19 protein-coding genes and 4 tRNA genes are annotated in these 24549 nt (G+C 49.8%); 13 read left to right on the forward strand and 10 right to left on the reverse strand.

Annotation, left to right across the window (positions count from 1 at the left end):
- Positions 1-1065 precede the first annotated feature (1065 nt).
- Positions 1066-2565, forward strand: coding sequence for a vanadium-dependent haloperoxidase (locus ACJJI7_RS14230; RefSeq protein ID WP_444901885.1), 1500 nt, complete (start codon positions 1066-1068; stop codon positions 2563-2565).
- A gap of 288 nt (positions 2566-2853) precedes the next feature.
- Here ACJJI7_RS14230 and csrA read toward each other — a convergent pair whose 3' ends face one another.
- From csrA to ACJJI7_RS14245, 3 genes are all read right to left on the reverse strand, one after another.
- Positions 2854-3042: a carbon storage regulator CsrA gene (csrA, locus tag ACJJI7_RS14235; protein ID WP_020414762.1), complete on the reverse strand. Its 189-nt coding sequence runs from the start codon at positions 3040-3042 to the stop codon at positions 2854-2856.
- 670 nt (positions 3043-3712) lie between these two features.
- Entirely contained in the window at positions 3713-4180 is a 468-nt protein-coding gene (locus ACJJI7_RS14240) for a GNAT family N-acetyltransferase (protein WP_444901884.1), read from the reverse strand.
- A gap of 102 nt (positions 4181-4282) precedes the next feature.
- Positions 4283-4699 (reverse strand): rhodanese-like domain-containing protein, encoded by a 417-nt coding sequence (locus ACJJI7_RS14245; protein ID WP_444901883.1) that lies wholly within the window; start codon positions 4697-4699, stop codon positions 4283-4285.
- 120 nt (positions 4700-4819) lie between these two features.
- Between ACJJI7_RS14245 and ACJJI7_RS14250 the strand changes: the two genes are divergently transcribed.
- The 6 genes from ACJJI7_RS14250 to ACJJI7_RS14275 all read left to right on the forward strand — a co-directional run bounded on the left by ACJJI7_RS14250 (position 4820) and on the right by ACJJI7_RS14275 (position 13518).
- A complete protein-coding gene (locus tag ACJJI7_RS14250; protein ID WP_444901882.1) occupies positions 4820-5833 on the forward strand; it encodes a helix-turn-helix domain-containing protein in 1014 nt (337 codons plus the stop codon).
- A 128-nt stretch (positions 5834-5961) separates the two neighbouring features.
- Positions 5962-6972 (forward strand): tryptophan--tRNA ligase, encoded by a 1011-nt coding sequence (locus ACJJI7_RS14255; protein ID WP_020414766.1) that lies wholly within the window; start codon positions 5962-5964, stop codon positions 6970-6972.
- Between the two features lie 95 nt (positions 6973-7067).
- Entirely contained in the window at positions 7068-8639 is a 1572-nt protein-coding gene (locus ACJJI7_RS14260; RefSeq protein ID WP_444901881.1) for an AbgT family transporter, read from the forward strand.
- A gap of 430 nt (positions 8640-9069) precedes the next feature.
- A complete protein-coding gene (locus ACJJI7_RS14265) occupies positions 9070-11289 on the forward strand; it encodes a TonB-dependent siderophore receptor (RefSeq protein WP_020414769.1) in 2220 nt (739 codons plus the stop codon).
- 105 nt (positions 11290-11394) lie between these two features.
- The gene (locus tag ACJJI7_RS14270; RefSeq protein WP_353375074.1) at positions 11395-11982 is read left to right on the forward strand and encodes a hypothetical protein; all 588 of its coding nucleotides are present in this window, start codon (positions 11395-11397) and stop codon (positions 11980-11982) included.
- A 27-nt stretch (positions 11983-12009) separates the two neighbouring features.
- Positions 12010-13518, forward strand: coding sequence for a PepSY-associated TM helix domain-containing protein (locus ACJJI7_RS14275; RefSeq protein WP_157533674.1), 1509 nt, complete (start codon positions 12010-12012; stop codon positions 13516-13518).
- Between the two features lie 23 nt (positions 13519-13541).
- Here the strand turns inward: ACJJI7_RS14275 and ACJJI7_RS14280 are convergent, their stop codons facing one another.
- From ACJJI7_RS14280 to ACJJI7_RS14290, 3 genes are all read right to left on the reverse strand, one after another.
- Positions 13542-14000: a GNAT family N-acetyltransferase gene (locus tag ACJJI7_RS14280; protein ID WP_040629208.1), complete on the reverse strand. Its 459-nt coding sequence runs from the start codon at positions 13998-14000 to the stop codon at positions 13542-13544.
- Between the two features lie 112 nt (positions 14001-14112).
- Positions 14113-14856, reverse strand: a complete 744-nt coding sequence (locus tag ACJJI7_RS14285; protein WP_444901880.1) for an esterase/lipase family protein — start codon at positions 14854-14856, stop codon at positions 14113-14115.
- 108 nt (positions 14857-14964) lie between these two features.
- The gene (locus ACJJI7_RS14290) at positions 14965-15462 is read right to left on the reverse strand and encodes a PH domain-containing protein (RefSeq protein WP_353375076.1); all 498 of its coding nucleotides are present in this window, start codon (positions 15460-15462) and stop codon (positions 14965-14967) included.
- A gap of 182 nt (positions 15463-15644) precedes the next feature.
- Here ACJJI7_RS14290 and ACJJI7_RS14295 point away from each other — a divergent pair, with 182 nt between their 5' ends.
- The 3 genes from ACJJI7_RS14295 (at position 15645) to ACJJI7_RS14305 (ending at position 17737) form a co-directional block, all read left to right on the forward strand.
- Complete coding sequence (locus ACJJI7_RS14295; RefSeq protein WP_444901879.1) at positions 15645-16532, forward strand: patatin-like phospholipase family protein; 888 nt, start codon at positions 15645-15647, stop codon at positions 16530-16532.
- A 73-nt stretch (positions 16533-16605) separates the two neighbouring features.
- The gene (locus ACJJI7_RS14300; RefSeq protein ID WP_444901878.1) at positions 16606-17121 is read left to right on the forward strand and encodes a GNAT family N-acetyltransferase; all 516 of its coding nucleotides are present in this window, start codon (positions 16606-16608) and stop codon (positions 17119-17121) included.
- Positions 17122-17278: 157 nt separating this feature from the next.
- Positions 17279-17737, forward strand: coding sequence for a GFA family protein (locus tag ACJJI7_RS14305; RefSeq protein ID WP_020414777.1), 459 nt, complete (start codon positions 17279-17281; stop codon positions 17735-17737).
- Positions 17738-17831: 94 nt separating this feature from the next.
- On the opposite strand, the gene ACJJI7_RS14310 is transcribed toward ACJJI7_RS14305, so the two are convergent.
- From ACJJI7_RS14310 to ACJJI7_RS14325, 4 genes are all read right to left on the reverse strand, one after another.
- A tRNA-Asp gene (locus ACJJI7_RS14310) sits at positions 17832-17908 on the reverse strand.
- A 48-nt stretch (positions 17909-17956) separates the two neighbouring features.
- Positions 17957-18032: transfer RNA gene (locus ACJJI7_RS14315), tRNA-Val, on the reverse strand.
- A gap of 496 nt (positions 18033-18528) precedes the next feature.
- Positions 18529-18605, reverse strand: a tRNA-Asp gene (locus ACJJI7_RS14320).
- Positions 18606-18653: 48 nt separating this feature from the next.
- Positions 18654-18729: transfer RNA gene (locus ACJJI7_RS14325), tRNA-Val, on the reverse strand.
- A 176-nt stretch (positions 18730-18905) separates the two neighbouring features.
- On the opposite strand from ACJJI7_RS14325, the gene ACJJI7_RS14330 reads away from it, so the two are divergent.
- From ACJJI7_RS14330 to smc, 3 genes are all read left to right on the forward strand, one after another.
- On the forward strand, positions 18906-19433 hold the full coding sequence (locus tag ACJJI7_RS14330) for a cytochrome c-type biogenesis protein (RefSeq protein WP_245556722.1): 528 nt from the start codon (positions 18906-18908) through the stop codon (positions 19431-19433).
- Positions 19430-20656, forward strand: a complete 1227-nt coding sequence (gene ccmI / locus ACJJI7_RS14335) for a c-type cytochrome biogenesis protein CcmI (RefSeq protein ID WP_020414779.1) — start codon at positions 19430-19432, stop codon at positions 20654-20656. The genes ACJJI7_RS14330 and ccmI overlap by 4 nt, the downstream gene beginning before the upstream one ends.
- 374 nt (positions 20657-21030) lie before the next feature.
- Complete coding sequence (gene smc, locus ACJJI7_RS14340; protein WP_020414780.1) at positions 21031-24534, forward strand: chromosome segregation protein SMC; 3504 nt, start codon at positions 21031-21033, stop codon at positions 24532-24534.
- Positions 24535-24549 lie beyond the last annotated feature (15 nt).

The following is a 24549-nucleotide window of genomic DNA, read 5'->3' on the forward strand; positions in this document are numbered from 1 at the left end:
CGTGGGTGTTTGGCTGAGCGCTTATTTCTCTATTTAAAAGTGTATCAAAATTCAGTAGGAAAGACTGATAACTTCTTATTAAGTCTAGATTTACAGCTATGACAAATTACAAAAAAAATTTGCTAGTTCGAGCTGTCAATTGGAAGTCATTTGATTAGTGGCTAGCTTTATCTGCATGAAACATAACTTCTTGATGTCATCACAGAAAATCTTAATTTTTCTTTTTTTAATTTTCACGCGAGATTAATCCTGGCTGTAAGTTGATGTATTTTTGCGTGCTTGGCTAAAATGTGTTGATCGGTTAGGCTTTCTCGAAATTGTTAGGCTCACTTCGGTGGTTTCTTAGGCGAGATACCTGGGCTAACTCTTAGTGGCAACCAGTTAGTAAAAATGTAACAAATGATTGCATCACAATATGGCCGCTACATAGTTTTCACTTGATTCTCATCAGGTTACGTTACTAGTGGGGAGTGTCAGGCGGTAGGATGTAAGATTAATAATATATTTTTAAGGGCTTCGTGATTCTAGTTGATAAGTTAACACTATTCTTTCTTATATTTCGGTTTGCAACTTGGTTACAGAAATAGGCTGTATTTCAGTAGAATTTATTTGGCTGGAGTTCCTGAGGTAAATTTTCCAGTCACAACAGTTTTATAGTTGTAAGGTTTGACCATTATATACCAAGTGTCAGAGCCAATATGGATATTCTCTATACAGGAGGGGGTTCACTGACCCCGCAACGTAGAGTAGGTTAATCAAAAAACTATTGAAATCAAATGGATAATTTTTAATTTTTTGGAGCATAGGTGGCGTAGACTAATTTTTTTTGGTGCAAGTTGGTATGTTGATTGTAAAGCTTCAGCAAATGAACATTTCAACAGCATTAATCTTCAATTTGGGTTTTCCGAGTGTGAACGTTGTGGTTACTTCTGGTTTAAAAAAGGGGGCAAGAGTATAGGGAGTTTAATGAATCTTTAAAGTGTGTATGTCTGATTTTAATAATACGTGTTTGGTTGCCTAAAGGGGACTTTCAAACACGCTAATCAAGTAAAAATGGATAGATCGATGCTTAAAAATAAGATTTATAAAAAGGCTTTAAAAGGGATTGCCGGGGTATTATTTATTTCTGTGAGCTGGCAGGCACAGGCGTTAACCTGCCCGCAACTGGAAGACATTCAATTGCCACCCAAGTGTAACTCTACAGATCTGGAAAGCTGCAACGTCGCAGTGCAGAATATTATTCCTGCAGCGGCGTGTGCAATTTTTGAAGTGTCTCCCGCTGCTAATGACGCTACTTTAGTGCTCCGTTTTACGACGCTAATTACCAACTCTTGGTTTGATGCCACAGCCCCTTATCATCCGACTGCCAAAGGAGTTTACTCAGATATTGCTCGGATGGCTGAGCCGACAGATAACAGTGAGTTAAATATTGCACTTTCCTATGCGTCTCATAAGGTATTGAGTGGGTTGTTCCCACACTTGGTATCTGAATGGGATAATCTGTTACTTGAGTTAGGGTTGGATCCTGATAACTTTTCAGAAGATACTACTACTCCGATTGGTATAGGGAACTATGCCGGTAGAAAAGTATTGGAAGGGCGTGTTAATGACGGTATGAATCAGCTGGGTAATGAGGGTAATCAGTTGTATCACCGCTTACCTTATGCCGATTATACCAATTTCAAACCAGCTAACACTGCCTATAAATTACGTTTTCCTTCGAAGTGGCAGCCAGCAGTTTTAATGGAGCGCCCTGGCGTATATCGGGTTCAACAATTTGTCACGCCCCAGATAGCGCTGACGACGCCATACAGTTATGAGTCTCCGGATGAATTCACTTCGCCGGTACCTCTAAAATCGAAAATATGGAACTATCCAAGTTACGTGGCGCAAGTAAATGATGTTTTGACTACGTCAGCTAACTTAACTGATGAGCAGAAAATGAAGGCAGAGCTGTTTGATATGAAGATCTTCAGCTTAGGCTTTGCTGCTGTGTTTGCATCGGAGGCTCAGGGTTTATCGCTGATGGATTTCATTCATTACGATTTCCTGACTAATATGGCTGCCTTTGATACTGCTATTGCGATTTGGAAGGAGAAGCGTCGACACAATTCCGTACGCCCCTTCTCTGCAGTTCGGTATATTTATAAAGACGAGCCTGTTACTGCCTGGGGAGGAGTGGGAAAAGGAACGGTAAATGATTTGCCTGCTAGTCAGTGGACCAGCTATTTGCCTGTTGCTGATCACCCAGAGTATCCGTCTGCTTCTGCCAGCTTTTGTGCCGCGCATGCTGAAACAAGCCGCCTCTTTTTACCCCAAGGTGATACATTGGGCTATACCGTGTCAGCGTTTGCAGGAAGCTCGCAGATTGAGCCAGGCATAACACCACAAACCGATTTGTCTTTGCACTTCCCAACCTGGACTTCATTTGAAGAAGACTGTGGTAATAGTCGTGTTTGGGGAGGTGTGCACTTTGAGCCCTCAGTTCCGGCGGGCCAGGCGATAGGTCACCAGGTTGCAAACCGTGCTTATCAATTTTATCTTTCTAAAGTGGCGGGTGAATAACAGGTAGAAGTTGGGATGGAGGATATATTTATCAATCAATATGATAAATGTTTATACCCTCCATTCCATTTTAGTTGTAAGGGTAGCGTAAAAAAATTCTGGTTTGTTATTCTATTAGGTACATGAAACATTACATTTGGAAAATGAACAATTGCTCTGTTGGGGTAAGCAGCATGGATACTTCAGCTGATTTCTATAGCTATCTTTTCAAATGAGATTCTCGTTACGAATAGAGCTGCTTCAAGACTGGCAATTTGCTGCAGAATACAACCGGTGAGGGCCATATTCTCAACGGTTTCTATTGCTTGCTTCCTGTTTCTTTTGGATACGGATATAAACTTCTTCTCGGTGAACAGATAAGGATTTAGGGGCATGTATTCCTATCTTTACCTGATTACCGTTAACCTCCAATACGGTGAGAGAGACATTCGCCCCAATTCTTAGGTTTTCGCCAGTCCGGCGTTTCAAAATCAACATTTTTATTTCCTGTTAATACTTAAGTCATGGGTGGGCGCTTTTGGGTGAAAAGCTTAGAAGTCGACATCTGGAGGGCTTGAGGGGTGGGGCGCGGGAGCGGTGGGCACAAAATAGGAAAAGGCGAACGCTAGGCTCCCGGAGCTTGGGAAGTCGCTCCAAGCTGCTGAATATTCTCGACTTTATTGAATGCGAGCGGGTTTCTAGCGTACTATGCATATAGCCAACTTGATACTTTCTCTATCAATTTGGTTAGCTGGCCCCTGGTGTTGGTAGCACCTTGGGTCAGCGCCTTTTCTCTATTCTTAGGTCACGCTACCGCTCTCCTATTGAAGGGTGGATCATTGTGAAAGTTTTAGGCTCCTTTAAGGTATGAGCCTTACACAGCTTGCTTGATAACCAGCCGCAATACTGATAAATATCTATTGATTTTACGCGGCTTTGACACAGATAAAAACCAAATAAAATCCGATAAGATTATTCGTGCGCCTAATTTTTTACAGGCACTATTATTTTTTCGGATTTTTAGGTGGTTAAAGGAATCTCATGTTTTTACAAGTTAAGCATATTTGTAGTATCTGACTTAACCGGTTCCGCAGCTCATCCAGCTGATTTCGAGGCTCTTTTTTGTGTGGGATTTTGGGTGGCGGTTGATAGGGCTTCTTTGTAAGTGTTAGTTGATTTTGGCTTCCTTTGTACTAAGGGACCAGGTTTGCCATTGCTGTTCTACAGATGCGCCCAGCTGCTTATAGAAATCTTGCGCATTGATATTCGAGCAAAGTACTTCCCACTTTATTTTTGTACTACCTTGCTTGCGGGCTTCATGGATCAGTTGTTGCATTAAAGATTTGCCTATTCCTTTTCGGCGGTATTTCATACTGTCATTTACATATAGTTCCTTAATCCAGAACCAGGGAGTTAAGTCATAAGTAAATGGCAGGGGGTAAAAGGCCAAGTAGCCAACAATTACTCCATTATCTTCAGCGACTAGACACTTGAAATCTGCTTGATCGAATAGCCGGCTTTTCAGTTCACGCTCGTTGACTTTGAACTCAGTTAGGTAACCTTCAAATTTGGCGAGGGCACGCATCATTTTTAATAATTGGGCACCATCGCAAGGCATTGCGTAACGTATTTGCATTGGTCTCTTTTTTCTTTATTGGAATTCAGGTTGGGGAGACGATTTTGGGCGCAGTCCTGCGCCCCCTTGGTTTCTGAATTGGTGAGACAAGATCCAACTTGCTTACTCGGCGTTGGTAGTTTCGCTATCTTTAATAAGATGAAATCCTTCATCTATCCAACCAGTAACACCACCAATCATCTTTTTTACCGGGCGACCCAACTTGGCAAGCTTGATAGCGGCTTTCTCTGTGGCATTGCAGTGGGGGCCTGCACAGTAGACAACAAACAGTGTATTGGCTGGATAGTTGGATATAGATTTTTCATTGATACGTTGGTGGGGTAGGGAGTGAGCGTCCTGGATGTGGCCTTGCCGGAATGATTCTTCGCCACGGACATCCAGCAGAACAAAATCCCGTCGCCCATTGGTAATGGCATGGTGGACATCCCAGCAGTCGGTCTCGTAGGCCAGCAATTCCTGAAAATGAAGCAGGGCTTGTTGGCTGCTGGCTGGGGCGAAGCGTCTTACAGCTGAGCTCATAAGTATCTCCTTGGTTCTTACTCTCATAAAAGCTTGTGCATAGTTTGTTCCTTGGCTGACAATTAGGCGATTGGCTTGAACGCCAAATAGCGTTAAGTTTGAGCCAAGCGTTGAATGGTGATGACTGATAAAGGGGCCGTGCCAATGGGGCGTAGTGATCCAAAGCGAGTAGCGATTCTGGTGCACCGGCAAGTTGCCTTGTTTGAACTTGGCTGTGCGACTGAGCTGTTCTGTTTGTCTCGCCCGGGTATGGATGAGCTCTATCAGGGTGAGGTGGTCTCCTTTGCCCCAGAAGCCCCGGTAGGCGTGGGCGGAGTGTCTCTGCAATGTAAGCAGATCAGCAGTTTGTTGGATTACGATCTGCTAGTGGTTCCCTGCTGGTCTACTACACCACTGGCCAAAGATCGTTATTTGGACTCTTTGTACGGTGCTCTGGAGGGGTTCGTTGCGGAGGGTCGGCAAATCCTGACTTTCTGCTCGGGTTCATTTCTGCCTGCTGAAGTTGGCTTGCTCGATGGGAAGCAAGCTACTACCCACTGGCGCTATGGGGATGTCTTCAAACAGCGTTTTGCCAATGTGGAGTACGTGGGGGATGTGCTTTATGTCTGGCAGGGTGCGCTGGCCTGTTCGGCTGGCAGCTCGGCGGCAATAGATCTGGGGATAGAGTATTTGCGTCGCAACCATGGCCATGAGTTTGCCAACTCTGTGGCTAAGCGCTTGGTGATGGCTCCCCACCGACAGGGAGGGCAAGCCCAGTTTGTGGAGACTCCAGTTCCCAAGCGGCCAGACCATTTCGCGGGGGCGCTGGATTGGGCTCTTGCCAACCTGCATAAACCCATCATGGTGGGGGATCTGGCAGAGCAGGCCCATCTTTCACGCCGCAGTTTTGATAGGAAATTCCGCCAGTCTATGGGAGTCGCTCCGAAGGCGTGGTTGATTCAGCAGCGTTTAATGGTGGCGCAGCAAGCGCTGGAGTCCGGCAAGGAGAGTGTCGATCTTGTAGCGCAAATTGCAGGCTTTGAGTGTAGCGCAACCCTTCGCCACCATTTTCGCAAAGCCTTCGGTATATCCCCCGGGCAATACCAAAGGCAATTTGCCTGTCCGGAAAGGCTTGGGGTTATAGAAGAGGAGTGAGTCTTTGGCGATGAGAGCAGGGGGCTTACTGGCTGGAAGCCGATCCCTTCCGTTGATACAACCCTAGCCGCGAACAGGTTATGATTCGCCCTTTATTGCCTGAATTCAGTACAGGAAACAAAGGATTTATGACCAAGCAGCGCGTATTGACCGGTATTACAACTACCGGCACTCCTCACCTGGGTAACTATGTTGGCGCCATTCGCCCGGCTATCGCGGCCAGCCAGGACGAGAATAACCAATCTTTTTACTTCCTGGCCGATTATCACGCGCTGATCAAGTGTCAGGACCCGGAACAGGTACATCAATCCACCCTGGAGATTGCCGCCACTTGGCTGGCTTTGGGCCTCAATACAGACAATGTCGTGTTCTATCGGCAGTCCGATATTCATGAAATCCCGGAGTTGACCTGGCTGCTGACCTGCATGACCGGCAAGGGCCTGATGAACCGCGCCCACGCTTACAAGGCTGCGGTGGATGCTAACCGTGTGGATGGTGAAGATTCTGACTTCGGTGTGACCATGGGTTTGTATAGCTATCCGATCCTGATGGCTGCAGACATCCTGATGTTCAATGCCAATAAAGTACCGGTGGGCAAGGACCAGGTCCAGCATATTGAAATGGCTCGCGATATTGCCCAACGCTTTAATCACCATTATGGCGAACACTTCGCGCTGCCAGAGGCGGTAGTGGACGACCATGTTGCCGTATTGCAAGGGCTTGATGGTCGAAAAATGAGCAAGAGTTACGGCAATACTATTCCGTTATTCCTGCCTGAGAAGAAACTGAAGAAGCACATCAATAAGATCAAGACCAATCTTCTGGAGCCAGGAGAACCTAAAGATCCTGATACTTCAACGGTCTTCCAGATCTGGCAGGCATTCGCTACTGAAGAGCAAACCGCAGAAATGCGTAAGGCGTTTGAAGAGGGTATTGCATGGGGGGAGGCCAAGAAGCAGCTATTCGAGCTGGTTAATGGTCAGATCGGTGAAGCCCGTGAACGGTATAACACGCTGCTTGAAAACCCATCTCAGATTGAAGCAGAGCTTGAAAAAGGGGCGGCTAAGGCGAGCGCTTACTCTGCTCCGTTTATTGAGAAATTGCGCCATGCGGTAGGTATCCGCAAGATCGGTAAGTAATGTTTTGAATTAAAGTTGGGAGGCTATGGCTTCCGTAGCCGTCCTATAGATAAAAGAGCATTAATAAAAATATAACGATACAACAGGGATTCATTATGGAAAATGTTCAAGCTAACCCTGCAGAGGATGGCGACGCGAACAAGAACGGCTGGATCAACCGGGCGCTCAACTTTATTGAAGTGGTAGGGAACAAGCTTCCCGACCCGGCAGTACTCTTCCTCGTATTAATGGTTGCTATCTGGGTGCTGTCCTGGATGTTGTCTGGAGTAAGTTTCGATACCTTGCATCCAGCCACCGGTGAGGCAATCCAGGTGACCAACCTGCTCTCCAGTGGGGAGCTGGCTCGCTTCCTCTCCAGTATGGTGACCACCTTTACGAGCTTTGCTCCACTTGGGGTGGTGCTGGTGGCCATGCTGGGCGTTGGCGTTGCGGAGCAGAGTGGCTTTATTAATGCCGTTCTGAAAAAGCTACTGGCGGTGACCCCGCAGATGCTGCTCACCCCGATGCTGATTCTGGTGGCGATTGTCAGCCATACCGCTGTAGATGCCGGTTATGTATTGGTGATCCCCTTGGGCGGTGTAATCTTCTATGCGGCTGGCCGTCATCCTTTGGCAGGTATCGCTGCGGCGTTTGCCGGAGTATCCGGTGGCTTCTCAGCAAACTTTGTTCCTTCGGCCATTGATCCCTTGCTGCAGGGCTTTACCCAAACCGCGGCACAGATTGTTGATCCCGAGATTCAAGTAAACCCTCTCAATAACTGGTTCTTCACTTCGGCTTCCTGTCTCGTAGTAACCATGTTGGGCTGGTGGCTCACCGATAAGGTGATTGAGCCCCGCCTGAAGAATGTCGCCATTGATGGGGACAAAGAAGATATGCCAGTAATGCAGGAGCTGGGTGCTCGCGAGAAAAAGGCGATGTACCTGGCAGTGACTGTCATGGTGGCTGGAGTTGTGGGCCTTATCGCCTGGATGTTGCCAGAGACTTCTGCATTGCGCGACTCCCAGGGGCAATTGGCCTCCTTTAGCGCGCCGGTTATGAAGTCTATTGTGCCGCTGATCTTCTTACTGTTTGTTATCCCTGGAGTTGTATTTGGATATGCCGCTGGGACCTTCCGTAAAAGTAAGGATGTGATCGATGCGATGTCCAAGACCATGGGCTCCATGGCTTACTACATCGTGATGGCATTTTTCTGTGCCCTGTTTATTTCTGAATTTGCCCGCTCCGGTTTAGGCACCCTGTTGTCAGTAGAGGGAGGCAGCCTGCTGGCTGCCATGAATCTGCCGGGCCCAATTACCCTGATGGGTATTATTATGCTGGTGGCATTTATTAACCTGTTTGTGGGCTCGGCCTCTGCTAAATGGGCGCTGCTCTCGCCCATTTTTGTACCCATGTTGATGCAGATTGGTTTCTCTCCGGACCTGACCCAGGCGGCATACCGTGTAGGTGATTCTTCCACCAACATTATTACGCCGTTAATGCCTTACTTCCCACTAGTAGTTGTCTATTGCCAGCGCTACGTGAAGGGAACAGGCATTGGTACACTGGTATCTATCATGTTGCCCTACTCGGTGGTGTTCCTGATCTGCTGGTCCATATTCCTGGTGATTTACTGGAATCTGGGTATGCCTTTGGGGCTGCAAGCCAGCTATACCTATCCAACGCCATAATGAGTAGCACCGGTGTGGTTTTACCCGCCCCGGGATGCATCATTTCAGTTTCCACTCAGAGGTGTCCGGGTTCCTGGGCGCCTCTTTCCCAAGCTCTCCCCAACTAAAAATCAACCTGATCTTTGCCAGGTAGTCCCTTCTATTCATCTTTTTAAATATAAAAATATTGATTAATTCATGGCTTGTGCTGGGTATGAGCGAGGCTGAATTTCGATGGTCCCATGTGCCTACACCTCGCTCCTCCAGAGTATCTATTTCAGGCGAGGTTTGCTCCCTTGCCTGCAATAAGGACACGGGCCAGACCGCATTAGTAAAAAAATGTTCTAATAATGTTGTAAGTGATAACGATTCCTATTAAGATCCGCGTCAACTTATTTCGGTAGCAGCTGCTGCGGCAGATAATATTTCCACTGAATTTTGAGGGATATCCATGGGCACCGCTCGAATCCAAGGTTTACGCCAAAACTCTTCTCCCATTCTTTCTGGGCTGAGCCACTCCCTGTTGGCATTGGCTATTGCAGCAGGCGGCTCTACTGCAGCTTTTGCAGCAGAGGATAAGAATGAGGGTATTGAAGAAGTTCATGTAACCGGCGAGCTGAACCTGTCCCGCCAGACTTCTATTGGCAAGCAAGATATTCCGGTTGATGAGACGCCGTTCTCTATTTCTCTGCGCGATAAAGATTTCTTCGATGTAACTGGCTCTAAAACTGTGCAGGATATCCTGCAGTACTCTGCCGGTGTGAATGGTGGCTTGTTTGGCGTTGATGCTCGCGGTGACTGGTCTACCGTTCGTGCTGTTGAGCCAATCATGTTTGTCGACGGACTAAAAACTACTTTCGGCAGTTATACCGGTTCACGTGCAAACCTGTATGCCTTTGAGCGTGTAGAAATCCTCAAGGGGCCTTCTTCTGTACTTTATGGACAGGGTTCTACAGGCGGTATAGTTAACTTGGTATCCAAACGCCCCAAAGAGGAGTTTGGCGGTGAGCTGATGGTACAGGGCGGTGACTATGATCGAAAAGTTATAGCTGGTGACGTAACAGGTGCTTTCGATAGCGATGGTGAGTGGCTCTATAGGGTAGTGGGTTACGCTCGCGATGCCGATGCTCAAGTTGATCATGTTGATGATGACAGCACCCTGTTAATGCCTTCCGTTTCCTGGCGCCCCAGTGCGGATACTGAGATTACTTTCCTGGTGAATCACCAGGAAGAAAAGACCGGTACCACTGCAGCTTTCCTACCTTGGGGCGGTACCATTGTCGATAACGTAAACGGTGAAATCCCGACTGACACATTTATTAGTGAGCCGGGTTGGGATAAATACAATACTGAGCAAACCGCTTATAGTTTGTGGGTTGATCATCGCTTGAATGATAGCTGGGGTATCAATGCGGGCCTCCGTTATTCAAAAGGGGATGTCGACTACAACTCGATGTATGCTGACTACACACTTGCATTGCGCCTGCAAAAAGACCTCCGTGAAGTATCGCGGACTGTCTATATGAAAGATGCGAAAAGCGACCTTTTGATTTTTGACCTGCGCTTGTCAGGCGAGCTGACTACAGGCTCTCTTGAACATCAGATTTCAGCTGGTGTTGATAGCCAGAATGCAGAAATCGATAACAGTATTTTAAGAGCCCGTGGCTACGGTGGTGATATCGATATTTTTGACCCGGTTTATGGTTATGTGCCAGAGGGACTGGAAGGGCTGGATAGAGAAATTACCGATGTCAATGCTGAGCAAGTAGGTATTTACTTCCAGGACCAAGTTAGCCTTGGGAACTTTATTTTTAATTTGGGCTTGCGTGAAGATAGGTTGTCTTCTAGGACCCATAGCAATGTTTCTACGAAGGCTAGCGACAAGCAGAGAGAGACGGAACTCACAAAAAGATTTGGCGTGATGTATGCCTTCGACAGCGGTGTATCTCCCTATGTTAGTTATTCAGAATCTTTTGAGGCTGTTTTAGCAGATCCGAATAGCCAGGGCGGTACCTACGAGCCTGTGAAAGGGGAGCAGATTGAAGCCGGTATTAAATACCAGCCAGAAGGTACTAATATCCTGATGACTGCCTCTGCCTTTGAGATTAAGCAGAAAAATCGCTTAACTTTCGGTCCTGACAGGTCCTATCGACAAATCGGTGAGGCGCAGATCGATGGATTTGAGCTTGAGGCCAGTGGGCAGTGGGGTAATCTGACACTGGTGGCTAATTACAGCCAGATGGATACTGAAATAGTAGAGAGTAGCGATCCATTTGAGGTTGGCACTGAAATTGAGACTGTGCCTGAGGAGCAATTCTCTCTTTGGGGAAACTATGACTTTAGTGAGTGGGTACCTGGTCTAAGCGTTGGAGTAGGGGCTCGTCATGTTGGTGACAGTTACACCGGTATTGATAAAGTTCATGCGCAGTTGGTAACTGCTTATGCCGAGCAGGCTGCTTATTACGATTATGTTTTTGCAGATTTCCCTACCGAAAATCCTTCTTACACCCTGTATGACGCTACTATCGGCTATACCCTGGAAAGCTGGAAGTTTCAACTGAATGTGAAGAACCTGACTGATGAAATTCACACGACTTCTTGCCTGAGCCGCGGTGATTGCTTTTACGGTGAGCGCCGTTATGTAACTGCTGAGGCTCGTTACACTTTCTAAGTTAGAGTAGGCTGGGAGTTTGTCCACAGGGGGAGTCTGTGGGCAGACTCCCTTTTTTACGTTTTAACAATCTGCCGGGAAGCGAAATTTCCCAGTGTGGTGGTTATGCAAGATTCCTTTTACTTCGTTGCTGGGCTAGCCAGTGTTTTTGCCTTTGCAGGTATTTTTTCCTTGTACTCGGCTTGGTCCAGTAAGGGGGCTCAGCCATTACGTAGTTGGCTTGGTTGGGCAATGCTGGTTTTGTCGGCCGTTGGCTGGAGCCTGGCAGTCGGTACAGAATTTGGGATCAGTATTGCCGCCTTAATAGTTATGCTCGGTGTATTTGCATTACTTGCCGTTAGGGGTGAATGGCCCAGCGGCCCCCGGCCTATTGAAAAGCAACGATCGGGTGGTGTTTCAGAGCCCGGAGCCCTGCGCCAATTGTGGTTGCGGGGCATTTTGCGTTTTTTAAGTGCCACATTTTTACCCTTGGTGAGCGGGATCGTTGCCGGGTTGCTTTTCTTTGGTTTTACCGGCCTCTCTGATAGTTGGCGACTAGTTGGTGGTGCTTTTGTTTCGGTGACCATTTGGACCCTGGCGATGGTGTGGGTTTGTGCCGACAAAAAATTGTTGCGTCCTTCGGCAGGCCTGCTGGCATTTTCAGTGCTCAGTGGCCTGATGTTGAAACTTGCCATTCCCGCTGTGGCAGCTTAGTAAAACGGACCTGAGTAGGGATCTAACGTGAAATTATCCTTTAAGCCGACGCCTGCTTTTGTAAGAAATATGACCGATGGGCATTCGGTTCTCGGACTGGCGGTATCGACACTTTTATACATTGTCTGTGTCAGTGGAACACTCGCAGTTTTTTACAATGAATTTGAACGCTGGGAGCAGGCCTCCGAACTGGAAAATCTCAGTGTGGCTGCGTCTGTGTATCAGACTGCTGCTGAGCAGGCGATTGCGCTGGCAAAAGAGCAAAATGAAGAGTTTGACTCAGTAAAATTCACTATTCCAAATACAGATATGCCCCGGCTGGTTGTCGAGGTTGGTGATATTGAGCGCTATGTTGCCGAGGACGGCGCTCTTCTGGGGGAGGTAAAACATGAGTGGACACACTTTCTAGCCTATTTGCATTTCGCCCTGAACCTGCCTTTGGGTTTGGGGGTGCCGCTAGTGGGGCTGATAGGTGTTTTAATGGCGGCCCTGATAGTCTCTGGATTGCTCGCGCACCCCAAAATTATCAAAGATGCATTCTCTTTCCGGCTATCCGGGTCTAAGCGCTTGCAGCAGGTGGATCTGCATAACCGCCTTGGTGTCTGGGCTTCTCCTTTCCATCTGGCCATCGCGATTACCGGTGCCTTTATCGGTCTTTCCCAGGTTGCAGCCTTTGCAATTGCGGGCCTTTTCTACGATGGGGATACAGAGAAAGTTGAGCACATCCTGTATCGTGAGCATCCGGTTATGCAAGAAAATGCTCCCGAAACCTCACTGCCAGACTTTGCCGCTGTACTCGCAGAAATGGAGCGTATTGCCCCCGAAGAGGAGCGAACCAGGTTGGAGGTGGCTTTCCCTGGTCGCGAGGGGCAGGTGGTAGAAATATGGACTCGTGTTCCCGAGCGACTGGTTTGGGGAGAGCGCTATCACTTTAATCCAGACGGAAGCCTGATTGAGAAGGAGGGGTGGTCTGAAGGGGACAGCGCTAAGCAGGTCTATCTTTCCACCTTCCGTTTGCACTTTGGCCATTTCTCCGGATTCCCTGTGAAAATTGCCTACTTCCTGTTGGGTATTGGCATGTGTGTGCTTGTGGTTTCGGGTATCAATATTTGGTTGGTGCGCAAGCGCCAGAGAGGTGCTCCGGCTGTGCGGCTTGAGCGTGTATGGATGGCCCAGGTTTGGGGGATACCCTTTGCTATAGCTTTGAGCGCGGTGACTTATTTGGCCTTTACTGCGTCGGCAGTAAAAGTGTTCTGGTTAACCACGTTAAGTTTAAGCGTGGTCGCCGCTTTTGCGGGCACTGCAGCAGGCTGGTCTATATTATTGAGAGTGGCGACCATCATCGCATGTCTAATGGCGGTCATTGTGCATGCTTCTATTTTCGGTGCAGACTCTTTTGTGCGTGCCTCATTGGTGGCCAATGCAGTATGGTTGCTAACTGCTGCCGGTATCGCTGCTTCTTGTCTGTATACCTGGGTGCGTCGCCGCGATAGCAATTTTGCTACTGCGGTGAACGGCGCTGTGGGCAGTAACTAACGAGGAGAATTGCCCGGTATTCGTCACGATGCCGGGCGCAGCATTTCTATATGGGGTATGCCGTCTTCGTCGTAGGGGTCGGATACCCTCTCGAAACCATATTCCCCATAGAACCGGGCCAGGTGTTCCTGTGCAGAAATACGAATTCCTCTATTGGGGTATTCATTCTGCGTCTGTTTTACAGCGCGATAAATAAGTTCTTTGCCTAGTCCTGTTCCGCGGCTGGACTCCGCGGTAAGTACTCGTCCAATGGAGGGTTCACTATATTTTTCACCGGGAAATACAACGCGTAGGTAAGCCTTTATTTGTGGGTTTTCATTGTTCCCGTCCCAGCAGATCAGGTGCCAGGCATGCTGGTCTTTGCCATCGGCATCTTGATAGGGGCAGTCCTGCTCTACGGTGAAAACCTCCTGGCGCACTCGCAGAATTTCATAGAGCTGGTTGATGGAAAGTTCATTAAAGCTGCACCATTGCCATTGCATCTTGGTTATTCCCTCATAAATAGAGCTTTTATTTTTCGCGCTCATAGTCTGGGTTGTTAACGATAACCTTTGGCAAAAAAATATTGCCAATTTTTAAGTTTTGCCGAGCCGGTTAGTTCCCGGTTGTATTGCCTGGACTGGCAGGGGTTGGGTTTTGTTTGCTTTTGGCAAAAGCACCATGCTCCAGATAGTGGAGGACCTGGGAGATTACCTTTTTATCTTTCATCATAAATACATGGGTAACAGGCATTTCCAAGTGATCATTCATGCCCTCTAGCTTGGTGCTGGAGACAGAAACTTTGCCATCGTCGGTTTCGGGTATCATATGCGATAGTAGGAGGTTAATGCTGCGTGTCCCGGCGATAATACCAACATCAAAATCTGCCTTTCCCAGTTTGTTGGGAACACTCATTGCGCCGGTGCCCAGCTGTAATCCGGCATCGCCAAAAGCAAACTGAAAGCCCGGAAAATTACCGAGCTTATCTACCACTTCGCTGCCTTTGTTGGGAGGCCCCAGCATAACCACGCGGTTCAAATTTTCAATGTTCACTTTGCTCAAATACTGGCGAACCAGAATGCCGCCCATAGAGTGGGTGACGAAGTTAATTTCATTTTCACCGGTGCAAGCATCCAATGCTGGTGCGATTGCTTTGCCGGCCAGCTTCTCTATGGGAAACTTTGTGGAAGGATAGTCCACATTGACCGTTTTATATCCTGCATTGCTGATTGCACGCTCCATCTTGGCCATAGAGCTATCAGATTTGGCGAGGCCGTGAAGTAAAATAACGCAGGCGGAGTGGGCATTTACCGACAGGGCGCCGAAGGCGAGTGCCAGCGCAACAACAACTTTTCTCATTTACTTCCTTACCAGTATTACGTTTTGCAGGAGTATGCTGCTCGTCCTGAAAAAAGCCAAGTATGCCGCAGGAGTTGAGCTTTCCCGCTGGCCGGATGTGTGGCAGGGCTAGGAAGTATGCCGGTTAAGTATTTCAGCCATACGTTCGGGCCTGTCTGGGGTGATAACCAGTGTTTTGGTAGGGAAGTTTAGTACTACGGCCTGGTCGTGATCGGTCGCAAAAGCGCGGTAGCGCCCCAGCTTCTTGTTCTGGAAGAGGCCTGTGTAGCCAAATAGTCCAGAGTTTCCAAATATACGGATCGATCCTTGCATAGCTGAAGGGTCGGCTGAGGCTTTTCTGAGGTCCTGCAAGGGGATTCGTGTCCTCCAGCCCAGGCGGAGAACAAACAGGTTGTTATTCTGAATGACATAGCCTCTGACCATGAACAGGGCGCCTAACAGCAGTATGGCTGGCGGTAGTGCAAGAGCGATACTAAAGAGTAGGGACGGCGTGGGTGGGGCCTTAGTCATCAGGAATAGTGGAATGGCCAGTAAGAGAGCGGCACTTATAGTACTGATTATTTTTAACTGACGGCTCCACGGGGCTTGAAAAACGGCAGATGGCATAAATTACTCAATTAAGGACAAATAGCCTGAATTCTCCAATCATAGTGCTGGTGGAATCAAGTTGGCAAAGACCTTGTCCTAAGTCAGCGGTGATATTGAGGCGGGCCTGGAGAATTTTATGACTCATAAGCCATATTTTTGGGTGTGGTATTGAGATTTTGTGTTTTTATGGCGGTTTACCTATGGCAAGTGAACTAACAAAGAAAGAATCTTTATCTGCCCTTGTAGTGGAGGGTGGCGCTATGCGCGGCATATTCGCCGCGGGTGTGTTGGATGCTTTTATCGAAGCGAATTACTGTCCCTTCGACTTCGCAATTGGAGTCTCTGCAGGCTCGACAAACCTGATTGGATATCTGGCGGGGGATTACGGGCGAAGTCGCCGGATATTGCTTGATCATGCGCGCCGTACGGACTTTATAGATTGGCGGCGTTATCTAAAAGGGGGGCATTTTTGCGATATTAGTTGGCTTTGGCATGCCTCTTACAAGGACGTGCCATTAAATATTCAAAGCTATATCGATAATGCAGTGCCTCTCTACGCGGTAACTACCAGCATCAATAGCGGTGAAGCTCATTATGTTCGAGTGACGGAAGAGAACATGCATGAAGTGTTCCCTGCGTCCTGCGCTATTCCGATGGCGTATCGTGAATTTCCCATTGTTGACGGCGAGCCAATGACAGACGGAGGGCTTGCCGACTCCATTCCGGTTATTCGTGCTTATGAGCAGGGCGCAAGGGATATTACTGTTGTGCTGTCACGCCCGTTAGGGTACCGCAAACCGGTTGGGGCGGCGCCAAAGTTTATTAAGCAGTTCTTCCACGATCACGCGCGGCTATTTGAAGCTGTCCTGGAGAGGGGAGAGCGCTACAACCGCGCTTTGGACTTTATTCAATCTCCCCCAAAAGATTGCCGCGTTTCGGTCATTGCGCCGCCGGAAGACTTCCCGGTAAAGCGCTTTACACAGGAGGCTGAGTTGCTTGAGCAAGGCTATCAAGATGGGAGGTCGCTAGGGTGGCATTTTTTGCGGGGTGAAGCGAGCGCCGCCTTTTCTGCGTCGGTAGCAGACTGAGGTCGATTTGTTTTCGCAGTTTTTTAAGGTTCAGTGATGAAGCCTTGTCGTTGCTTTTTTAATTGGGGAAGAAATGGAAATTAGGCCGGTGAGGATAGAGGATGCTGAGGGACTCTCCGATTTTTATTCTAGTAACGCGGATCATTTGCGCCAGTGGGAGCCAGCCAGGGGGAGTGGTTACCATAGTCTTGGAGCGTGGCAGCAGAGATTACAGGGTTGGCATATAGAGCAACAGGAGGGGAGAGGAGCATATTTCCTGATCACTTTTCCGGAATCCTCCGGGGTTGTGGCTACTTGTTCTCTTACCAACATTGTTCGCGGGCCTTTTCAGGCATGTAATATGGGGTACGCGGTGGACAAAAGTTTTGAAGGGAAGGGGGTAATGTACTTATTGTGCGAATATGTAATTGCTTTCGCCTTCAAGGAATTGGGGCTAAATCGGGTGATGGCAAATTACATGCCTGAAAATTATCGATCGGCAGCTCTTTTACGTCGGCTTGGTTTTGTGGTTGAAGGCAATGCTAAGCGTTATTTGTTGATTAATGGGCGCTGGGAGGACCATGTACTGACGGCGCTAGTTAAAGAATAAGAAGCCCTTTTAGTTTCCATAAGGTCGGATGGAGTACCAATTGGCATTTACTTCCTCGTGCCGTTATAGGAGTCTAAGGTAGGGATGGGATATTGTTGCTACCCTATTTCGATTTCAGATAAGACTCTGAATTTCAGCTTATGGTAAGGAGGAAGGAATGAATGGAAAGTGCCTCTGTGGCGCAGTCGAGTTTCAGCTGGATGAGCCACTACCAAGCCTTTATCAGTGTCATTGTTCGCTCTGCCGCAAACTGAGTGGCTCCGCATCAGATACTGCAATGTTTGTGGCGCGTGATCAGTTTCGCTGGGTGCGAGGGTTGGACAAGGTTTCTTCTTACCGCACTCCAACAGGATATCGCTCAGACTTTTGTAGCGGCTGCGGTAGTACAGTCCCCCACCTGATGAGCAACACCACGCACTTCTGGGTTCCCGCAGGATTGATAGAGGGGAGCTTGGAGAGTCAGGTAGTTGCCCATTTGCACGTGGATTCCAAGGCAACCTGGGATCTTATCGCCGGAAATGGCGAGCACTTTGCGGAGATGCCAGATCTGGAAGAGTTAACCCGCCTGTTACATGCCGATTTCGAAAAGGCAGAAACTGAATTGGCCGAAAGTTAATATTTGAAATACTGGAGAAGCTAATTATTGTTCGGTGTTTTCACAAAACACAAACAAAAAAGCCCCGCTCTTTCGAGCAGGGCTTTTTTGTATATGGCGGACCGGACGGGACTCGAACCCGCGACCTCCGGCGTGACAGGCCGGCATTCTAACCAACTGAACTACCGGTCCGCATTCCTGTTTCTCTTTATTGCTCCTGCCTGGCAAGAGTCAGAGAAGTGGTGGGTGGTACAGGGGTCGAACCTGTGACCTACGGCTTGTAAGGCCGTCGCTCTCCCAACTGAGCTAACCACCCCGTGTCAGGAGCTGCGTATCTTAATGATATTTTTTTCACGGTCAACAGGTTTTTACGAAAAAGGTTTAAAAATAATTAATGGAATAAAAAAGCACCAATTTCTGCTTAAAGAATATTTGCTGTGAAATTATTTGGTTATTTTTTGGCAGAAAGTAAATGTTTGCTGTCTTTTTGTTGGGGGGGTGCCCTGGTACTAATGGGTGGAATTAAATTGGTGTTGGCGGGGAGAATAATTTTTTTGTAGCGGCCGGTTTATCTGTGCGCGGCAAGTTTTTTAAGTGCGGAAAATGATCGTAAAAATTTGCCGGTCCTTTTTTTGGTTGGGTTGTGCTTTGTTGAGGGGAAGCTTCCATTAACTTGGAGTTAGGTTTGCTCGATCTGCCGGGGTCTGTTTTTAGTGGGTGTGGTTCTAATAATGGAAGATGAAAATTAAAGGAAGGAAAAAATAATCACAAACAAAAAAGCCCCGCTCTTTCGAGCAGGGCTTTTTTGTATATGGCGGACCGGACGGGACTCGAACCCGCGACCTCCGGCGTGACAGGCCGGCATTCTAACCAACTGAACTACCGGTCCGCATTCCTGTTTCTCTTTATTGCTCTTGCCTGGCAAGAGTCAGAGAAGTGGTGGGTGGTACAGGGGTCGAACCTGTGACCTACGGCTTGTAAGGCCGTCGCTCTCCCAACTGAGCTAACCACCCCGTGTCAGGAGCTGCGTATCTTAATGATATTCTCCGCGGCGTCAACGCCTTTCTTGAATTTTTTTTTGACTTTCAATGAGTTAAGGCAGTTAAGTGTGAAGTCGCGGGCGTGTCCGATGGCAGGTGTCGCTGTTATAATCAGCCAAATTTCCCATGGATAAAGCGTGAGAGAAGCTGTGAGACAAAAGAATTGGCTGGGCCAAATCCTTTTAGCGATGGCCGCTCTGAGTCTGTCCGTTATGGTGCAGGCGGTGGTAGAGACCGAAAAGTTATCCTCCCCGGAACTGGAAGCACGCTATCGGGTGCTGATTGAAGAGATGCGCTGTCCAAAGTGCCAGAATCAAAACCTGGCAGATTCTGATGCATCGATATCAACAGACTTGCGCCGTGAGATTCGCCGGCTGTTGGAAGAGGGTTTCACAGATAGGGAAATTATTGACTACATGGTGGCGCGGTATGGGGATTTCGTTCTATACCGGCCACCGGTACAGAAAAACACTCTGGCCCTGTGGTTGGCTCCGGGTGTATTCGCCTTGATAGGCCTGTTAGCGCTGATCATTATTGTGACACGCTCCCGAAGTGGAACCGGTGCGAGCCAGGATGATAACAGCGGGGCCTTGAGCGAAGACGAGCGGCGCAAATTGAAGAAACTGCTGGGTGAAGATCCCAGTGATTTGACTGATGGTGGGAAGAAGAGCAAATGACTGATATCTGGTTTGGTTTGGCGATCCTTTTGCTGGCGTTGGCCTTTGTCTTCTTATTGCCAGGGTTGCGCGCTGCAGGGACAAAACGCTCGGGCAGCAATAAGCAAGAGGCTTTAGCGGAGCTTTACCGCGAGCGCTCCCGTGAGTTACGTGCAGCTGTGCAGAGCGGGGCTATGGATGAAAAGCAGTTTGCTCAACTTGAAGCGGAAATGGCCCGTGAGCTTCTCAGTGCTCAGGAAGAGGTTCAGGCCTCCGCACCTACTAGGCGTGGTGCGGGCGCTTTGCTCGGCCTGGCGGTGGTAGTGCCGGTGGTGACAGTTGGAGCTTATATGATATCCGATCGGCCCGGTGAGGTGGCGCTCTATCGGGAGATTCTGGCTAGCCAGCAGGGGCAGACAGACGCAGAAGCTGAGAAGAGAATCACCAGTCAGCTCAAGGCGCGTATTGAAAGCCACCCTGAAGACTTGAGCACTCGTTATGTGTTGGCGCAAAGGTTGCTGGTAAGCGGAGATATTGTCGGTGCCGTTGAGGCCTATCGATATGTGGTGGAGCGGGAGCCTGAGGCGGCTTCTGTAAAAGCGGAGTTAGCCCAGGCGCTATTTTTCGCTGGCGGTTCAAAAATAACCGAGGAAATCCGCCTGTTGGTTGGGCAGGTCCTTGAATCCCAGCCCGGCAATGGCACGGCGTTGGGGTTGGCCGGGATAGCCGCGTACGAGGATAAGGAATACCGTAAAGCACAGGAGTACTGGCAGGCAGCCCTGCAACAGTTGGCACCAGGGTCGGCCGCTGCTGAAGCCCTTGCTGCGGGTGTTGCCCGGGCGGAAAAGGCGTTGGTGGATGCTGGTGAGCCGGTGGTTGTTGCCCGGGACCCTGGTGAAAAGGCAGGCCCCGAGATTCGCGTCCAGGTTAGTTTGGACAGCAGTGTCGAGGCCGAGGCTTCAACGCCTGTGTTTATCTATGCCCGCAGTGCTGAAAGCCCAATGCCGCTGGCGATAGTGCGGCTGACCGCGGGCCAGCTGCCTGCGGAGGTGGTTCTGGATGAATCTCGTGCGATGATGCCGGGCCGCTCTATTTCTACGGTCGAGTCGGTTCAGTTGGTTGCACGCCTGGCACTGCACGGCGACGCGCGTCCGGCAGCTGGGGATTGGCAGGGCACTATTAAAACCCTGCCAAAGGCCAGCTGGGATAAAGCGCAGTCCATTACCATCGACCAAAAATTGTAAGAGGTGGCGATAGGGGGCCTAATGGCCCCATCTTCTCCGTCGCTTAGAGCCGGCGCGGGGACTGTAATTTCTCGCCTTGTATTAAAGTGTATTGCGGCCAGAGAACTTGTTCGCGTCTAAATGGTCACAGGCGCACGAGGCAACGTCGTGAGTGGTTTGAGGCTGTTAATGCAAACTTACCGGGCTATAGAGTTGGCCTTGGGTACCAGTTGCAGCTTTAGAGCGATCTTGACTTGACCACAGGCCATTCCGGCCGATAATCCGCTTGAAAAGTAACTGTGAAGAATTGCGCTGAAAGCCCAGGCAGCGCCATGTACAATTGAGTGTTTGGTGATCGGGCCGGCAAAGATAAAAAATACCGAGTTTAAGAATACATGCGTCTGAAGTGCATCAAACTTGCGGGCTTCAAGTCCTTTGTTGACCCCACCACTGTCTACTTTCCTACAAACCTTAACTCGGTGGTAGGTCCCAATGGGTGTGGCAAATCAAATACCATTGATGCCGTGCGCTGGGTAATGGGGGAGTCGTCAGCGAAGAACCTGCGCGGTGATTCCATGACGGACGTCATCTTCAACGGTTCCAGTGGGCGTAAACCCGTGGGCCAGGCTTCTATCGAACTGGTTTTTGATAACTCTGCCGGCAAGCTCTCCGGTGCCTATGCCTCTTTTACAGAGATTTCCGTAAAACGAAAAGTGACGCGTGAAGGGCAGAATAACTATTACCTCAACGGTGAGAAATGTCGCCGCCGGGATGTGACAGACCTGTTCCTGGGAACCGGTCTTGGCCCACGCAGTTATGCGATTATCGAACAGGGCATGATCTCCAAGCTGATCGAGGCCAAGCCGGAAGAGCTGCGCGTTTATATTGAAGAAGCCGCCGGCATTTCCAAGTACAAGGAGCGGCGCCGAGATACTGAAAATCGTATGCGCCGCACCAATGAGAATCTGGAGCGTCTTACCGATATTCGAGACGAACTGGATCGACAACTGTCCCGGCTGGAACGGCAGTCCGCAGCAGCGGAAAAATATAGTCGCTTTAAAGAGGAAGAGCGCAGCTACAAAGCGAATTTACAAGCCCTTAAATACCGCGAACTCAACGATCAAAATACCGCTAAGCAGCAACAAATCGGTGAGCTGGAGCTGACGGTTGAGGAGTTGGTTACCCGACAGGTGAGCTGTGACACCGGCATTGAACAAAAGCGTGTTGGCTACCATGAGTTGTCCGACAGCTTCAATGAGGTGCAGGGCCGCTTTTATGCGGTTGGAGGTGATATCGCGCGCCTCGAGCAGAGTATTGCCCATGCCCGTGAACGTTCCACTCGCCTGCACTCCGACTTGGCGCAGACTGAACAGGAGTTCCGCGAAGCGGAGACCAACCTGGAAGTGGATCGAGAAAAGGCTGCCCAGTTCGAGGAGGAGCTCGAAGTAATTGTGCCGGATCTTGAAATGGTTCTCGCCGCCGAAGAGGAGTCCGCTAGTGGCTTACTTGAGGCCGAGGAGCAAATGCGCAACTGGCAAAATGAGTGGGACCAATTTAATCAGGGGGCTTCAGGTTCCCGCCAAAAGGCCGAGGTGCAACAGTCGCGCATCCAACACCTGGAGACTTCCGGGCAGCGATTGCTTGAGCGCATTAACAAGCTGATCGCAGAGCAATCCGGTCTTCAGGTCTCTGAGGATGACGAAGAGACCCTGCAGCTGAATGAAGAGCTCGCCGAGATGGAAATGCAGGCTCAGGAGCGCCGTGAAGAGACGGCTGAGCGACGCGAATCCCTGGACGGATTGCGTTCCCGCGAACAGGAGATGGCAGCTGACCTTGACCAATTGCGCTTACAACTACAGACCAGCCGCGGTCGCCAAGCCTCCTTGGAAGCGCTGCAGCAGGCGGCACTGGGGCAGGGTAAAGCTGTTGAGAGCTGGTTGCAGCAACAATCCCTTTGTGAAAGGCCGCGTCTTGCCGACCAGATCCAGGCTCAAGCCGGTTGGGAAACCGCAGTAGAAACGATAATGGGTTCACAGCTGCAGGCGGTCTGCGTGGATCAGCTAGAGAGCCTTGTTGAGGGGCTGGGTCAACTGCAGAGCGGCCAGGCAATCTTTATTGATGGGGCCAGTGTAGCGGCCCCCCCCGATTCTTCATTACCCACGCTGGCCAATGTAGTACAGGGGCCGGCCTCTCTCACCGGGCTGCTTTCAGGCATTTACACTGCTGAAAACCTTACTGACGCACTGGCGAAGCGTTCTGAGCTGCGGGCTCATGAATCGATCGTAACCCGGGATGGTCTCTGGTTGGGGCCAAACTGGTTGCGTGTAAGCCGGGCCAGCGATGCGGAGGCCGGGGTGTTAGCCCGCAAGCAGGAACTGGAGGCATTGGCACAGGAGATTGCCCTGTGTGAAGAGCAGATAGAAAGTCTCAGTGAGCAGCGCGAATCCATGCGAGGTGATGCCGTAGACTTGGAGCGCGCAATTGAGCAGTCCCGACTGGATTCCGAACAACTCGGTCGCCGTGAGGCGGAGCTTCGCAGCCAGTTGTCTGCCCGTCGTGCTCGTGCAGAGCAGATGAGCGAGCGCCGCACTCGCATTGAGCAGGAAATTGCTGAAGTGCGTGAGCAGCAGGAGCTTGAAGGTGAATCCCTGTCTGAAGCGCGGTTGTTGCTGCAGGAGGCCGTGGAGGCGATGAGCGATGATACCGATCGTCGTGAAACGCTAATGGCGCGTCGCGAGGAATTGCGCGAAGCTTTGGATGCTGCGCGCCAGCGCGCCCGAGAGGACAAGGATCGCGCTCACGAACTGGCTATGCGCGAACAATCTGTGCGTACACAGATGGTCTCTTTGGAGCGCACCCTGCAGGTGATGAATGAACAGCTCGAGCGCCTGCGATTACGTCGCAACCAGTTGCAGGAGCAAATGGCTGAAACCGAAGACCCTTCCCAGGATTTCCAGGCTGAGCTGGAGGAGAAGCTGGGCGAGCGTATTGAGGTGGAAACCGAGCTGGCAGAAGCGCGTAAAAAGCTTGAGGAAGTGGAAAGCGGCCTGCGTGAGCAGGAGCAGGAGCGCCACAAGATTGAAGCGGCCTTACAAGGGGTACGTGCACAGCTTGAGCAAGAGCGTCTCGCCGCGCAAACCCTGGAGGTGCAGCGCAATGGTCTGGTTGAGCAGCTGCAAGAGAGTGATCACGATGTAGAGCAGCTTTTAGAACAGTTGCCCGGTGATCTCACCATCGCCCAGGTGCAGGAAGATTTGGAACTCGTGGCCGCGCGTATTTCGCGCCTGGGGCCGATTAACCTCGCGGCCATTGATGAATATAAGCAGGAGTCTGAGCGCAAGCATTACCTGGATCGCCAGTATGGCGACCTGATGGATGCGCTGGAGACTCTGGAAAATGCAATTAAGAAAATCGACAAGGAGACGAGAACCCGCTTCAAGGAGACCTTTGACCAGGTCAATGCGGGGCTGCAGGAACTCTTTCCGAAAGTATTCGGGGGCGGTAATGCCTATCTGGAGCTTACAGGTGAGGATCTGCTCGATACTGGAATCGCAATTATGGCGCGCCCACCGGGCAAGCGTAACAGTACCATTCACCTGCTATCCGGCGGGGAGAAGGCACTTACTGCGATCGCTCTGGTTTTCTCTATTTTCCGTCTGAATCCAGCACCTTTCTGTATGTTGGACGAGGTGGATGCTCCTCTCGATGACGCTAACGTAGGTCGCTACGCTCGAATGGTTAAAGAAATGTCAGAACATGTTCAGTTCATCTATATTACCCACAACAAGATCGCAATGGAGATGGCAGATCAGCTGCTGGGGGTAACCATGCATGAGCCGGGTGTATCTCGCCTGGTATCGGTGAATGTGGAAGAAGCCGCTGAGCTGGCTTCCGCATAAGAGCGTAAAAGGAGA

It is taken from the genome of Microbulbifer variabilis (assembly GCF_056232115.1).

Excerpts from the sequence above, each read along its gene's own strand:
- ACJJI7_RS14230 (WP_444901885.1), top strand. The coding sequence starts at position 1,066 with ATGCTTAAAAATAAGATTTATAAAAAGGCTTTAAAAGGGATTGCCGGG.
- csrA (WP_020414762.1), bottom strand. The coding sequence starts at position 3,042 with ATGTTGATTTTGAAACGCCGGACTGGCGAAAACCTAAGAATTGGGGCG.
- ACJJI7_RS14240 (WP_444901884.1), bottom strand. The coding sequence starts at position 4,180 with ATGCAAATACGTTACGCAATGCCTTGCGATGGTGCCCAATTATTAAAA.
- ACJJI7_RS14245 (WP_444901883.1), bottom strand. The coding sequence starts at position 4,699 with ATGAGCTCAGCTGTAAGACGCTTCGCCCCAGCCAGCAGCCAACAAGCC.
- ACJJI7_RS14250 (WP_444901882.1), top strand. The coding sequence starts at position 4,820 with ATGACTGATAAAGGGGCCGTGCCAATGGGGCGTAGTGATCCAAAGCGA.
- ACJJI7_RS14255 (WP_020414766.1), top strand. The coding sequence starts at position 5,962 with ATGACCAAGCAGCGCGTATTGACCGGTATTACAACTACCGGCACTCCT.
- ACJJI7_RS14260 (WP_444901881.1), top strand. The coding sequence starts at position 7,068 with ATGGAAAATGTTCAAGCTAACCCTGCAGAGGATGGCGACGCGAACAAG.
- ACJJI7_RS14265 (WP_020414769.1), top strand. The coding sequence starts at position 9,070 with ATGGGCACCGCTCGAATCCAAGGTTTACGCCAAAACTCTTCTCCCATT.
- ACJJI7_RS14270 (WP_353375074.1), top strand. The coding sequence starts at position 11,395 with ATGCAAGATTCCTTTTACTTCGTTGCTGGGCTAGCCAGTGTTTTTGCC.
- ACJJI7_RS14280 (WP_040629208.1), bottom strand. The coding sequence starts at position 14,000 with ATGCAATGGCAATGGTGCAGCTTTAATGAACTTTCCATCAACCAGCTC.
- ACJJI7_RS14285 (WP_444901880.1), bottom strand. The coding sequence starts at position 14,856 with ATGAGAAAAGTTGTTGTTGCGCTGGCACTCGCCTTCGGCGCCCTGTCG.
- ACJJI7_RS14290 (WP_353375076.1), bottom strand. The coding sequence starts at position 15,462 with ATGCCATCTGCCGTTTTTCAAGCCCCGTGGAGCCGTCAGTTAAAAATA.
- ACJJI7_RS14295 (WP_444901879.1), top strand. The coding sequence starts at position 15,645 with ATGGCAAGTGAACTAACAAAGAAAGAATCTTTATCTGCCCTTGTAGTG.
- ACJJI7_RS14300 (WP_444901878.1), top strand. The coding sequence starts at position 16,606 with ATGGAAATTAGGCCGGTGAGGATAGAGGATGCTGAGGGACTCTCCGAT.
- ACJJI7_RS14305 (WP_020414777.1), top strand. The coding sequence starts at position 17,279 with ATGAATGGAAAGTGCCTCTGTGGCGCAGTCGAGTTTCAGCTGGATGAG.
- ccmI (WP_020414779.1), top strand. The coding sequence starts at position 19,430 with ATGACTGATATCTGGTTTGGTTTGGCGATCCTTTTGCTGGCGTTGGCC.
- smc (WP_020414780.1), top strand. The coding sequence starts at position 21,031 with ATGCGTCTGAAGTGCATCAAACTTGCGGGCTTCAAGTCCTTTGTTGAC.